10 protein-coding genes are annotated in these 12,806 nt (G+C 70.1%); 5 read left to right on the top strand and 5 right to left on the bottom strand.

All coding sequences use genetic code 11. The features are described 5' to 3' along the window. Positions 1-2 precede the first annotated feature (2 nt). The 5 genes from CFK38_RS02355 to CFK38_RS02335 all read right to left on the bottom strand — a co-directional run bounded on the left by CFK38_RS02355 (position 3) and on the right by CFK38_RS02335 (position 5,583). On the bottom strand, positions 3-1,001 hold the full coding sequence (locus tag CFK38_RS02355; protein ID WP_096801633.1) for a hypothetical protein: 999 nt from the start codon (positions 999-1,001) through the stop codon (positions 3-5). Positions 1,002-1,340: 339 nt separating this feature from the next. Next, positions 1,341-2,252 carry a carbohydrate ABC transporter permease gene (locus CFK38_RS02350; protein ID WP_096801632.1) on the bottom strand — a complete coding sequence of 304 codons (912 nt, stop codon included), beginning with the start codon at positions 2,250-2,252 and terminating at the stop codon, positions 1,341-1,343. Further along, positions 2,249-3,244, bottom strand: a complete 996-nt coding sequence (locus CFK38_RS02345) for a carbohydrate ABC transporter permease (protein ID WP_096801631.1) — start codon at positions 3,242-3,244, stop codon at positions 2,249-2,251. Before CFK38_RS02345 ends, CFK38_RS02350 begins: the two co-directional genes overlap by 4 nt. 2 nt (positions 3,245-3,246) lie before the next feature. Then, positions 3,247-4,536, bottom strand: coding sequence for an ABC transporter substrate-binding protein (locus CFK38_RS02340; RefSeq protein WP_096801630.1), 1,290 nt, complete (start codon positions 4,534-4,536; stop codon positions 3,247-3,249). A 51-nt stretch (positions 4,537-4,587) separates the two neighbouring features. Next, a complete protein-coding gene (locus tag CFK38_RS02335; RefSeq protein WP_096801629.1) occupies positions 4,588-5,583 on the bottom strand; it encodes a carbohydrate kinase family protein in 996 nt (331 codons plus the stop codon). 202 nt (positions 5,584-5,785) lie between these two features. Here CFK38_RS02335 and CFK38_RS02330 point away from each other — a divergent pair, with 202 nt between their 5' ends. Genes CFK38_RS02330 through CFK38_RS17345 form a run of 5 tightly spaced genes read left to right on the top strand, consistent with a single transcriptional unit; the run spans position 5,786 to position 12,787 of the window. Next, complete coding sequence (locus tag CFK38_RS02330; protein WP_157773319.1) at positions 5,786-6,607, top strand: DeoR/GlpR family DNA-binding transcription regulator; 822 nt, start codon at positions 5,786-5,788, stop codon at positions 6,605-6,607. After that, a complete protein-coding gene (locus CFK38_RS02325; protein WP_096801627.1) occupies positions 6,604-7,989 on the top strand; it encodes a family 4 glycosyl hydrolase in 1,386 nt (461 codons plus the stop codon). Before CFK38_RS02330 ends, CFK38_RS02325 begins: the two co-directional genes overlap by 4 nt. Positions 7,990-8,002: 13 nt before the next feature. Continuing rightward, complete coding sequence (locus CFK38_RS02320; protein WP_096801626.1) at positions 8,003-11,104, top strand: alpha-mannosidase; 3,102 nt, start codon at positions 8,003-8,005, stop codon at positions 11,102-11,104. After that, positions 11,101-12,129, top strand: coding sequence for an alkaline phosphatase family protein (locus tag CFK38_RS02315; RefSeq protein ID WP_096801625.1), 1,029 nt, complete (start codon positions 11,101-11,103; stop codon positions 12,127-12,129). The genes CFK38_RS02320 and CFK38_RS02315 overlap by 4 nt, the downstream gene beginning before the upstream one ends. Then, a complete protein-coding gene (locus tag CFK38_RS17345; protein ID WP_096801624.1) occupies positions 12,119-12,787 on the top strand; it encodes an HAD family hydrolase in 669 nt (222 codons plus the stop codon). Before CFK38_RS02315 ends, CFK38_RS17345 begins: the two co-directional genes overlap by 11 nt. The last annotated feature ends 19 nt before the right edge of the window (positions 12,788-12,806 follow it).

Below are 12,806 nucleotides of genomic sequence, written 5' to 3'. Positions count from 1 at the left end.
GATCACACGTCGATGATCGGGTTCAGGTGCTGGTCGGCGAAGCGGGCGCGCAGGAACTCGGCGTGCACCTCGAGGGACCGGGAGACGCCGCCGACCAGGTCGGCCTCGATCTGCTCGACCCCCTCCTCCAGCACGTTCAGCTGCCGGCCGATGCTCTCGAGGTTCTCCAGCGCCTCCTGGCGGGCGGAGCCCTCGAAGGTCTGCAGGAAGCCGATGGTGTCGCTCGCGGCCCCGACCAGATCGGGCACGTAGCGGCAGGCGATCCCCTCGAGCATCGTCACCTCGCCGGCCGAGGGCCGCAGCGATTGCAGCTGTTCGGTGGCGACCAGCGCGTCGATCCGGGTCACCAGGGCATCGACGTCCTCCAGCACGCTCGCGGCCGACGGAGTGCTGCTCGCCTGCGGGCGCAGCTGCGCGAGCTGCTCGCGGGTGGTGGCATCGGCCTCCAGGATCGTCGAGAGCACGGCCCGGGTGCTGTCCGGCACCGAGGCATCCAGCACGGGACGCTCAGCCTGGTGGCGACGCGGAGCATTCAGGAGAGCGCCGCTGCCGCCGAGGGTCACCACGCCGACGCCGGCCGCCGCGGCGAGGGCCAGCAGGGGACCGGCCAGTCCGGTGCCGAGCCCGACCACGAGGGTGAGGACCGCGGCGAGCCCGCCCAGCAGCACCGGGGCACCGAAGCGCACCAGCGGCGAGCGGCGGGGCCGGCCGACGGCCTTCGAGGCGGGGGAGTGGACGGTGCCCTGCAGCGGGGTGCGGAGCGGACCCCACAGGTCGCGGCGCTCGGCGGTGGCCTTCCACGGCAGGTCCTGGTCGCCGGGGGCGGGGGACCGGGCGGGATCGGCAGCTCGGTCCGCGGCCTGACCGGCGGCCGGCTGCCCGGTGCCGCCGGCCGGCCGGGAGCCGGAGGGAGAGTCCGCAGAAATGGGCGCGAAAGGATCCGGGAACCGGTTGGTCCCGCTGGTCGGCTGCTCGGCCGACGGATCGTGCTGTGCGCTCACTGGATCCCGCAGTCCTCCCCGAGACGATGACGAGAGCCTCTGCGTGGAGGTGCTGGGCAGGTGCGTTGCTGCCACCGTGCCCGGCGTCGTGCAGGCGCCTCGTCCTGGGCGTGCTGAAAGGCTATCGCGAGGGACTGGGCGTCCGCCGAAGGTTTCTCCGGCGCGTGATGAGGGTGCGCACCGCAACCAGGGAACACCAGTGGTCGACGAGCGTCCTTCGCCCCGACCACTGATCCTGGAGACACCGAGGTGATTCCTGGGCCGAGGTGGTGTGGCCGTCTCTCGGCAACCTGTCCTGCGGCGCGCTGGGGCCCACATGACCCTGTGCTTCGACGTCGCCTACTTCAGCGCGCCTTCGGTGATCCCGTCGATGAACTGCTTCGCACCGATGAAGAAGACGATGATCAGCGGGACCACTGCGATCAGGGCGCTCATCATCAGCATCCCGTAGTCCGTGCCATGGGTGGTCTGCAGCTGGGACAGCGCCACCTGGAGCGTCAGACGACTGGGGTCGTTCAGCACGATCAGCGGCCACATGAAGTCGTTCCACGAGCCGATGAAGGTGAAGATTCCCAGGAACGCGAGCGCTGGGCGGGCTGAGGGCAGTGCCACGTGCAGGTACTGGCGGAAGAAACCGCAGCCATCGATCGTGGCTGCCTCGACCAGCTCGACTCGTACCGAGTTCTGGAAGAACTGCCTCAACCAGAACACCCCGAAGGCGCCCGCCAGGGACGGCACGATGACGGCCTTGAGCTCACCCACCCATCCGAGCTCGGTCATGATGACGAACTGCGGGATAGTGGCCAGCTGTGAGGGCAGCAGGAAGGTCAGCATCACCACCAGGAAGAGGATCCGCTTGCCGGGGAAGCTGAACTTTGCGAACGCGAAGGCAGCGAGCGAGTCGATGAGCAGGACGAAGAACGTCACCGTGGTCGCGACCAGGAACGTGTTCGCCATGGCGGCCCACACGTTGATCGTGCTCATCACCGCTTCGAAGTTCTCCCGGAACCTGTTGCCGGGCAGCAACGGTGGCGGGAACTCGTAGATGGCGGCCGAGCGGTGCGTGGACAGCACGAACATCCAGTAGAACGGGAAGAACGAGACCAGCGCACCGGCTGACAGCAGCAGATGGCGCAGCAGGCGGCCGGCTGTGCGACGAGCAGGGGGTCGGCGTCGGCGCGGTCGGGAAGGCGTCACCTCGGTGACGGGGCCGTCGGCATGAGCGACGTCGGGAGTGGTCGTGGTGGTCATCGAGAACGCTCCCTCGTGGCGAACCAGTTGATGAGCGTGAAGAGGATGACGATGACCATCACACCCCACGCGATGGTCGCGCCGTACCCGTAGCGGTTCTCCTGGAAGGCTACCGAGTAGAAGTACAGCACCAGCGTCAGCCCGGAATTGCCGACCCCACCGGCGCTCGCGGATCCGCCGCCCTGTGAGGACGTCATCACCTGCGCCTCGGTGAAGCTCTGCAGCGAACCGATGGTCGACATGATCGTGATGAACATGATGATCGGCCGCAGCATGGGCAGGGTGATGGTGAAGAAGGTCCGCACCGGGCCCGCTCCGTCGAGCTGAGCGGCCTCGTAGACCTGCTTCTCCACCGACTGCAGGCCGGCCAGGATGATCATCGCGTTGTAGCCCACGAAACTCCATGCCGTGAGGGTGGAGATCGCGACCTTGATGCCCCATTCCGACTGCAGCCATCGCACGGACTCCAGTCCGACGGAGTTCAGCAGCGCGTTCATGATGCCGAAGTTCGAGGAGAAGATCGAGCTGAACAGGATGCCCATCGCCACCAGCGAGGTGATGTTCGGGACCAGGTAGGCGACCCGGTAGACGGTCGAGAAGCGCACTGCGGAGTTCAGCCCGAGCGCCACCAGGGTCGCGAGTGTGAGGCACGGGACCGTCGCCATCACCCAGAGGATGAGCGTGTTGCTCAGTGCTTTCCAGAACAGCGGGTCCTCGAGCAGATAGCCGAAGTTCGTCAGGCCCACCATGTTCCAGTCGCCGATCCCGCGCCAGTCGGTGAAGGCGAGGAACATCGTGAAACCGATGGGAAGTGCGCTGAATGTGGCGAAGAGCAGGAAGTACGGTGCCAGCGCCACGTACGCGGGACGGGCGCGGCGAGGACCGAGAGGGATGGTGTCCGGGTCCGTGCGCCGCTCCTGCCCCCGCCCGCGTGGACCGGGCGCAGGCGGGGTGTCGGTCGCGGTGAGCTTCTGGGTGAGCGAGGTCGACATCGTCAGGAGACCGTGACGCCGTTCTGCTCCGCCAGCCGCTCGGCCTCGGAGACCGCATCCTTCCAGGCCGTCTCCGGATCCTTGCCGCTGGCCTCGACGAGGGCGAGCTCGGCGTAGTAGGGCCCGTTGACGATGCCATCCCGAGCGTCCTCATAGAGGGGTCGCACGTACTCGGCGGCTCGCGAGAAGACCTCCGCCGCCACCTGGCCGCCCAGGAACTCGACCTCACCGCTCAGCTCCGGCGAGCCGAAGGCCCCGGTGTTCGCGGGGAAGTTCCCCGAGTGGGTGTACTCGGTGGCGAGGTTCTCGGCATTCAGCAGGCGCAGGATGATCTCGAAGGACTGCTCGTGGTTCTCGGAGCCGGCGGGGATCCCGAGGAACGAACCGCCGAGGTTGGTGGCGTCCCCGGGATGCTCGCACACGTGCCACTTGCCGGAGGTGTCGGGGGCGTCGACGATCAGGTCGGCCAGGTGCCAGGAGGCTCCGAAGTCCACGGGGAGCTTCCCGGCCGCGACCGCCGCGGCGACGTCAGGGGTGTTCGACTCGAGTGCGGCGTTGATCCCGGCGTCGTGAGCCGCGATCGCGAGGTCCCAGGCCTTGCGGATGTGCTCGTCGGCGCCGATGAAGACGCCGTCCTGGTCGATGAAGGCCGAACCGGACTGGCGCCAGGCGATGTCGAAGACCGCGGAGAGGTTGCGGATGATGTAGGTGTCGGGATCGGCGGCGTTGAGCTGCTTGCCGAGATCGAACAGCGACTCCCACTCGCGCACGGCCGCAGCGAGATCCTCCGGGGTGGACGGGAGGCCGTGCTGCTCGAAGATGTCGAAGCGGTAGAACAGGGCGGTCGGTCCGATGTCGATCGGGATGCCCAGCTGACGACCGTCCTGGGTGGTCGCCTGCTCCCACTTCCAGGGGACGTAGTCGCCTTTGTGCTCCTCGGCGCCCAGGGTGTTGAGGTCGACGAAGAAGTCGGGGACCTCGGCGAAGTGTGCGATGTCCTCGCCCTTGATCCCGGTGAGGTTCGGCAGCCCGGAACCCGCCTGCAAAGTGGTCTGGAGCTTCTGCTTGAAGTCGCCGCCCTGGATGGTCTGCTTGAAGTTCGCGTCGGGGAAGGTGGTGCGGATGTCCTCGACGATCTCGTCCGCGAAGCCCTCGGGCCAGTACCACAACGTGGCCCCCTCGCCGGTGGCCTCCCCGCCGGCGCTGGTCGAGCAGGCGGAGAGCAGGGCGAGCGAGCCGGTGGCGGCGCCGAGGCCCAGGGCGGTGCGGCGGGTGAGTGGGGTGCGGATCATGGAACTCTCCTTCGAGACTGTTGCAGCAGGTTTATTGGGAGTTGAGGGAGGTCAGGCGTCGGGTACGGACGTTGCGGCGAGCGCCTCGAGGGCTTCGGTGCATCCCAGCCGGTGCTGCCGGGCGAGAGCCGCAAGTTGTGACGGGCTCGGGGTGATGCCCGGGCCGGCCAGCCCCGCGGCCCGGGCGGAGGCGGCAAGGCACGCAGCCTCCAGGGCATCGCGGAAGCCCAGCCCCCGATCGCGGAGCACGATCAGCGCGGCGCCGAAGGTGTCGCCGGCGCCGGTGGGGTCCACAGGACCGAGTGCTGGCGCACCCACTGCGACCTCGAGCCCCGACCGGGCGTCGATCCCGAGCGCGCCCTCGGCCCCGCAGGTGACGACGACGATCGGCACCCTCTCGGCGAGACGATGCGCGGCGGCCGAGGGGGAGTCGGTCCGGGTGTAGGCCATCGCCTCGTCGGCATTGGGAAGGAAGCCCTCGCAGTGCTCGAGGTGACGCAGCAGGCCGGGGTCCCAGGCTCCGCTCGCATCCCAGCCGACGTCAGCCCAGATCCGGGCGTCGGAGGCGGCGAGCCAGGGCATCTCCTCCGGCCCCAGATGCAGGGCGATGGAGGCGGCGCCGCGTGGGTCCGGGGCTGCGGCCGCTGCGATCGTGGGAGCGGACCCGCCGGTGACCAGGGCCCGATCGCCCGCATAGGGGAGGGCCGAGGTGATCTGGAGGTCCCAATCGGGGGTGACCAGGAGGCGCGTGGTGTCGATGCCGGAGCCCTCGAGCAGCGTGCGGGTGATTCGGCTGATGGGGCCGTCGCCGATTCGGGCGGCGATGGCGGTGCGAGCCCCGAGCGCCGAGCCGGCCGCGGCGAAGTTCGCTATGCCCCCGGGCAGGAGCGCTGCTCTGTCGGTGAAGACCTCCTGGCCGGGGCTCGGTGCCGCGGGGAGCACCCCGTAGAGCACGTCGAGGAAGAGCTGGCCCACCGCGAGCAGGTCGATGCTCGGCGGCGCGGCTGGGAGGCGCCTGGCCGCTGTCCGGGTCGGTGAGGGGTGCATCCGGAATCCGTTCCTCGTCGGCTCGTGCCACACCACTGTGACCCGAGAATGTGACGCCTATTGTGTGCGGATGATCATGAATGGTCAAGGATGATTAGCTAATAGGGCGTGAACTGGACGTGAACCGTTGGGCTTGCCCCCGAGTGAGCGCAGATGATCGAAAGTGTTGCTTTGAGGAGGGGGCGGGGATACCGTGTCCCGTGTGATCAGAGTTGCCCGCCTCGATGCGATCGAATTCATGCTGCACAAGCAGAAGGTCGTCTCCACCCACGAGATCGTCGACGTCCTCGGCGTGTCCGGGGCGACCGCCCGGCGGGACCTCGATGATCTGGTCGCCGAGGGGCGCGTCGAGCGCGTCCATGGAGGCGCGAGGCTTCCGGAGCACGAGGATGAGGCGGATCCCGCGCCCGGTGCCGTGCCGGACGAGGATCTGTCCGCCGAGGAACCCCCGGAGGTCGACGAACTGTTCCACGAAGTGCTGGCCAGGAACTCCGCTGTCAAGCGTGCTCTCGCCCGCGCGGCCGCCGCGCTGGTGGGGGATGGCGAGACCCTCTTCCTGGACATCGGCACCACCACCTACGAGCTGGCCAGCTGCCTCGTGGGTCGCCAGCTGACCGTGGTCACCAATTCTCTCGGCGTGGTGGACGCGCTGTCCGCCTCGCAACGCGGCAACCTCGTGGTCCTCGGCGGCGAGTACAACCGCGAATACCGCTGCACGCAGGGACGCAGCGTTCAGCAGGAGCTTCGCGAACTCCACATCGACCGCGCCTTCCTGGGCTGTGCCGGCATCACCGACCTCGGCGTCGTCCGCGACAATGATGCCCGACAGGCCGTCATCAAGCAGGCCGCCGCCGAGTGCAGCGGCGAGACCACGGTGCTCGCCGACTCCTCGAAGATCCCCGGGATCGGTGCGTACACCGCCCTCGAGCTGGCGTCCGTGGACCGGCTCGTCATCGACCGCCCCCTGCCGACGGCGCTCGCGCGCCTCTGCGCCGACGCCTCGACGGAGGTCCTCGTCCCATGATTCTCGCCCTGCTCGGGGGAGGCGGCTTCCGCGTCCCCCTGGTCTTCCGCACCCTGCTGGCCGATCGCACCGACGGCCGTGTCACCCAGGTGCGCCTGCACGACACCGACGGGGTGCGCCTGGCTGCGATGGAGAAGATCCTCGTCGCGATGGCCGAGGCCGTCCCCGATGCGCCGCGGATCATGATCTGCTCCGAGCTCGCAGACGCCGTGCGGGGTGCCGACTTCGTGTTCTCCGCCATCCGCGTGGGGGGCACCAAGGGACGTGCTGCAGACGAGAGGATCGCGCGCGAGCTGGGGATCCTCGGACAGGAGACCACTGGCTTCGGCGGCATCAGCTATGCCCTGCGCGGACTGCCGGTTGCGCTGGACATCGCGCGTACCCTGGCCGACGTGAACCCCGAGGCATGGCTCATCAACTTCACCAACCCGGCCGGGATCGTCACCGAGGCCAGTCGGGAGATCCTGGGCGACCGGGTGATCGGTATCTGCGACTCTCCGATCGGGCTCGCCCGGCGGGTGCTCGGAAGCCTGGAGACCGCGGGTCATGTCCCGGCGGGCACGGCCCTCGATGTCGGCGTCGGTGGCGGGGACGTGAGGCTCGACTACGCCGGCCTCAACCATCTTGGCTGGCTGCAGGGTCTCCAGGTGCGCGGCGAGGACGTGCTGCCCCGACTGCTCGAGCGTCCCGACCTCCTCGAGAGCTTCGAGGAGGGGAGGCTCTTCGGTGCTGAGTGGCTGCGGACCCTGGGAAGCATCCCCAATGAGTACCTCCACTACTACTACTTCGCGCGCGAGACGGTGGAAGCCGACGGACGCAGCGAGGCCACCCGCGGCGTCTTCCTGGAGCAGCAGCAGGACGGCTTCTATCGAGCCGCCGACGGAGTTGTGCCCGCGGAGGCCGCCCTGCTGTGGGAGCGCACGCGCCAGCGTCGTGAGGAGACCTATATGGCTTCCAACCGGGAGGCCGCCGGGGTGGCCGAGCGCGACGAGGAGGACCTCGAGGCCGGCGGCTACGACCGGGTGGCCCTCGCGATCATGCATGCCATCGCTCATGACCGCCCAGCACAGCTGGTGCTCAACGTCGCCAACCGAGGGACCCTGGAGCACCTCCCGGAGGACGCGGTGATCGAGGTGCCCTGCCTGGTGGACGCCGCGGGGCCGCGACCGCTTCCCGTCTCCCCGCTGCCCGCGCACGCCCTCGGGCTGGTGCAGACCGTCAAGCATGTCGAGCGCACCGTCATCCGTGCGGTGACGGAGTCGCGCCGCGACCTCGCGATCGAGGCGCTCGCCCTGCACCCGCTGGTCGACGGTGTCGGCGTCGCCCGGCGCGCGTTCGACCTTTCTCGCGCCGAGTTCCCCGAGCTCGTCGCCCTGCGCTGACCAGGAGGCCACCGTGTTCCAGGACGACACCCGGATCCTCGCACGCGTCGACAGAGCCCATCGCGAGCGCATCCTCCCCGCGCTCCAGCGCGACCTCGGCCCGCTCTCCGTGAGCTCCTGGGTCGTGCCGGGTGACGGCGAACCGGTCCCGCCCGGTACGGTCCCCGCCCAGGACCACGTCCCCGTCTCGCTGCCCCACGCCTGGGGCGCGCCGTGGTCCACCACGTGGTTCCGACTTGAGGGCATCGTTCCCGCCGTCGCGCAGGACGCCGTGCTGCGCCTCGAGGTCGACCTCGGCTTCAAGGACGACTGGCCCGGCAACCAGTGCGAGGGCCTCCTCTTCGATGCCACCATGACACCGTTGAAGGCCATCAACTCCCGCAACCGCTCGGTGATCGTGCACGCGACCGTCGGGGACGGGGTCCGGTTCCACCTCGAGGCCGCGGCGAACCCCGACATGATGGAGCGCGGGACCGAGCCGACCGAGCTCGGGGACCGTCTCACTGCTCCGCAGGACCCGCTCTACTCGCTCCGCAGCGCCCGCTGGGTGGTGCGCGACGAGACCGTCTGGGGGCTCTGGCACGATGTCGACGTGCTGCGTGGGCTCGCCGGCGAGCTGGGACGGGACTCGGTCCGTCGGGCCCGGGTCCTCAGCGCCCTCGACGACGCGATCGACGCTCTCGACCTCCACGATGTCCCCGGCACCGCCGCCGCGGCCCGTGAGGTGCTCGCCCCGGCCCTCGCCGCCCCCGCCGCCGCCTCGGCGCTGCGGATCACCACCATCGGCCACGCCCACATCGACTCCGCCTGGCTGTGGCCGGTCCGCGAAACCGTCCGGAAGGTGGCGCGGACCTTCTCCAACGTCACAGCGCTGATGCAGGAGTACCCGGAGCTCACCTTCACCGCCACCAGCGCCCAGCAGTATGAATGGCTCCAGGAGCACCAGCCGGACGTCTTCGAGCGGGTGCGCTCGGCCGTCGCCGACGGACGTTGGTTCCCGGCGGGCGGCATGTGGGTCGAGTCCGACGCGACGATGCCCGGCGGGGAGGCGCTCCTGCGCCAGTTCACCTACGGCACCCGATACTTCGAGACCGAGTTCGGGATCCGTTCGCGCACGCTGTGGCTGCCGGACTCCTTCGGGTACTCCGCCGCGCTGCCGCAGATCGCGCGCCAGCTCGGGATGGACGGCTTCCTGACCCAGAAGATCTCCTGGAACCGCACCAATCAGCACCCGCATTCCACCTTCTGGTGGGAGGGGCTCGACGGGTCGCGCCTGTTCACCCATTTCCCGCCCGTGGACTGTTACGACTCGATGCTCACGGCAGACGAGATCGCCCATGCCGAGCGCACTTTCCAGGAGAAGGGACGGGCGAGCCATCAGGTGATCCCGTTCGGCTACGGCGACGGCGGCGGGGGCCCCACCGCGGACATGCTCGAGCGGGCCCGTCGGCGGGCGGATCTCGAGGGCTCGCCGCGGCTGCGCATGGGCGACCCCGATGCCTTCTTCGACGCCGCACGGGCGGAGTACGCCGAGGCGGCGCCGACCTACCGCGGGGAGCTCTACCTCGAGTTCCACCGCGGCATCTTCACCTCGCAGCTGGAGATGAAGCAGGGCAACCGCCGTGCCGAGCACTCCCTGCGTGAACTCGAACTGGTCTGGACGATGGTGGGCCTGGCCGGGCTCGGCACGCTGGACCGGTCCGCGGTCGACGCCCTCTGGAAGCGGACCCTGCTGCTGCAGTTCCACGACATCCTCCCCGGCAGCTCGATCGCGTGGGTCCACCGGGACGCCCGGGCCGACCATGCGGAGATCCTCAGCGAGACCGCGAGGCTGACCGGGGAGGGCCTGGCGCTCCTCGCCGCCGGCCCCGAGGCGATCGGACTGCTGAACCCCGGCCCTCACCCGCGCCGCGAGGTGATCGAGCTCGGTGGGACCACCCAGCTGGTGGAGGTGCCCGCCTCCTCTCTCACCCCTCTCGAGCAGGTGATCGCCACACCGCGGGACGTCGCGACCGCCGTCGAGGACGGCTCCGGCGGCGCGATCCTGCGCAACTCCCGCCTCGAGGTCCACATCGACCCCGACGGGGCCCTGCGCCGCGTCCACGACCGGGAGCACGACCGCGAGGTCCTCGCCCCAGGAGCCCGCGGCAACGAGCTCCAGCTGTTCGAGGACGTCCCCAACGAGTTCGACGCATGGGACATCGATCGTCACTACCGCGGGAACCACCGTGCGCTCGTCCCCGCGCAGGTGCCGACCCTCCATGTCCTCGAGGACGGCCCGCTGCGCGCGAGCGTCCGCATCCAGCGGGTCCTCGGCGAGTCACCCGCGATCATGACCATCAGCCTGGATGCGGAGAGCCCACAGATCAACGTCTCTCTCGATGTGGACTGGCACGAGCGGGAGACGCTGCTCAAGGCCGCATTCCCGCTCGCCGTCCGGGCGGAGCGCACGCTCGCCGAGACCCAGTTCGGGCACGTCGCCCGGGAGCTGCACGAGAACACGTCCTGGGAGTTCGCGAAGTTCGAGACGGTGATGCACCGCTGGGTGCTCGCCGCCGGGCCCGGCGAGGGCGCGGCGCTGATCACCGACTCCACCTACGGCTACGACGCGATGCCCTGGTACGGGGACGACGGGACCGGCACCTTGCTGCGGCTGAGCCTCATGCGGAGCCCGAACTGGCCCGACCCGCGCGCGGACCGCAGCCGACGCCGGCTGCGGTACTCGCTGCTGGTCGACCCCGATCCCGTCGCGGCGGCGCATGCCGGTTACGCCCTGAACCAGCCGCTGCGCGTCACCACGGCACCTGCCCGAGCCTGCACCCTGGCTCAGATCGAGGATCCGGGCGTGCATGTCGAGGCGGTGCTCCCGGCGCACGACGGCTCCGGGGACGTCATCGTGCGCCTCTACGAGGGGCGCGGCGTCCGCACGCGCACCACCCTCCGTCCCGGATTCGCCGTGCAGCGGGCATGGGAGGTCGACCCTCTGGACGAGCCCCTCGAGCAGCCCCAGGTGGATCTGCACCCCGGCGCTCTCGTCGATGGGGCGGGCATCCCCCTCACCCTGCACCCTTTCCAGATCGTCTCGCTGCGTCTGACCCCGGAGGCCGCCTCATGAAACTCCTGCTGATCGGCCTGGACGGCGTGCGCATCGACGTCGCCCTCCCCACTGCCATCGCCCTGCACGAGGGCTTCGACCGTCCGGACCGACCCGCGGACCCGCGCTTCGCCGCGGAACCCCGTCCCGCCGACCCACCGCAGATGCCCGCACCGGGCGATGCCCCGGCGGCACCCACCCTGGCCCGTCTGCTCGAGGGCGGCGCCGTGCTGCCGGTCTGGATGACCCCGCCCACCGACTCCGGGCCCGGCTGGGCCTCCCTCCTGACGGGCACCACGCACGAGCAGAACAATGTGTGGTGGAACGAGTTCGTCGGCCATCGGCTCGCCCGCACCCCGGACCTGCTCTCACAGGTGTTCTTCGCCGACCCGTCGGCCCGCACCTTCGCCGCTTCGACCTGGGATGCGTTGGTCGCCGCCGGGAGCGCGGGGCCGGTGATCCACCAGCGGGTCGACCAGCAGCTGGGCGGGCAGCACCAGCTGATGACCGCCACGGACTTCTCGCGCGGCTGCGTCAGCGCGGACGTGCAGGTGCGCACCCGAGCCGCCTGGGTGCTCAACCACGAAGGACCCGACGCGGCCTTCGTCTACTTCGAGGGGGCCGACGAGGCCGGTCACGCCCATGGCGCCGCCTCCGCGCAGTACAGGGCGGCGATCACCGCGGTCGACGAGCATGTGCGATACCTGGTCAAGGCGGTCAGCGAGCGCTACGAACAGCTGGGCGAGGAATGGCTGATCGCCGTCGTCACGGACCACGGGCACAAGCCCGAGGGCGGCCACGGGGAGGACGAAGAGGACGTGCGCCGTTCGTTCCTGCTCCTGCACCGGGTGGGACCGGACGGCTCCCACGCGTGGACGAGGCAGCGGGCCGCAGGGGTCCCCGCCCTGCACAGCGAGGACGTCGTCCCCCTGCTGCTGGAGCTGATCGGTGTCACCCGCGGCAGCTGGGACGCCGGGCACGAGGTCGGGGTGCGGCGAGACATCCCCTCCGTCGGCCCCACCAGGGATCTGACCCATGAGTGGTGAAGGCTCCGGCGTGGAGCACGCGGTCGCCCTGCTCCGGGACGCCGACGCCGTCCTGCTCGACTTCAACGGCACCCTGAGCCTCGACGAGGACCTGCTCGAGCCCTGCTACGGCGCCGCCCTCGAGCACCTCGGCCTGCCACGACTCGGCCCCACGGAGTACGCGGACCTGTTGGGGCTCAGCGAGATCGACATCGCCGAGCACCTGCTCCGCGCACGCGCCGTCACGGGGCGCCGGGACGTGCTGTTGGACGTGGTCGCCGGGGAGTACGGCCGACACTGCCGCGAACGGCCCCGCATCCCCGCCGCCCACGTCGAGGTCGTCCGCGCCCTCCACGACCGTGGGCTGAGGTCGGCGATCGCCACCGGCACCTTGCGCGCCATGATCGCCCCGGTCCTCGCGGCCAGCCCGCTCGGAGCGATGATCGACGTGCTGGTGACGATCGAGGACGTCCGCCGGGGCAAGCCTGACCCGGAGGGTTTTCTCCGGGCCGCGGAACTGCTGGGCGCGGACCCGGCCCGGACCGTCGTCCTCGAGGACTCCCGGGCCGGTGTCGCCGCGGCCCGTGCCGCCGGAGCGGCGGTCATCGGATGCGGAGACCCGACCTTGCCCGCCGACTGCGTGATCACCTCGCTCGGCGCACTGCACGGCCGACTGTGACCCCGCCCGCGACATCACC

The organism is Brachybacterium vulturis (assembly GCF_002407185.1).
In the GTDB taxonomy this organism is placed as follows: Bacteria; Actinomycetota; Actinomycetes; order Actinomycetales; family Dermabacteraceae; genus Brachybacterium; species Brachybacterium vulturis.
Note: the sequence above shows the minus strand (reverse complement) of the source record. Positions and strands in the feature narration are given on the sequence as shown.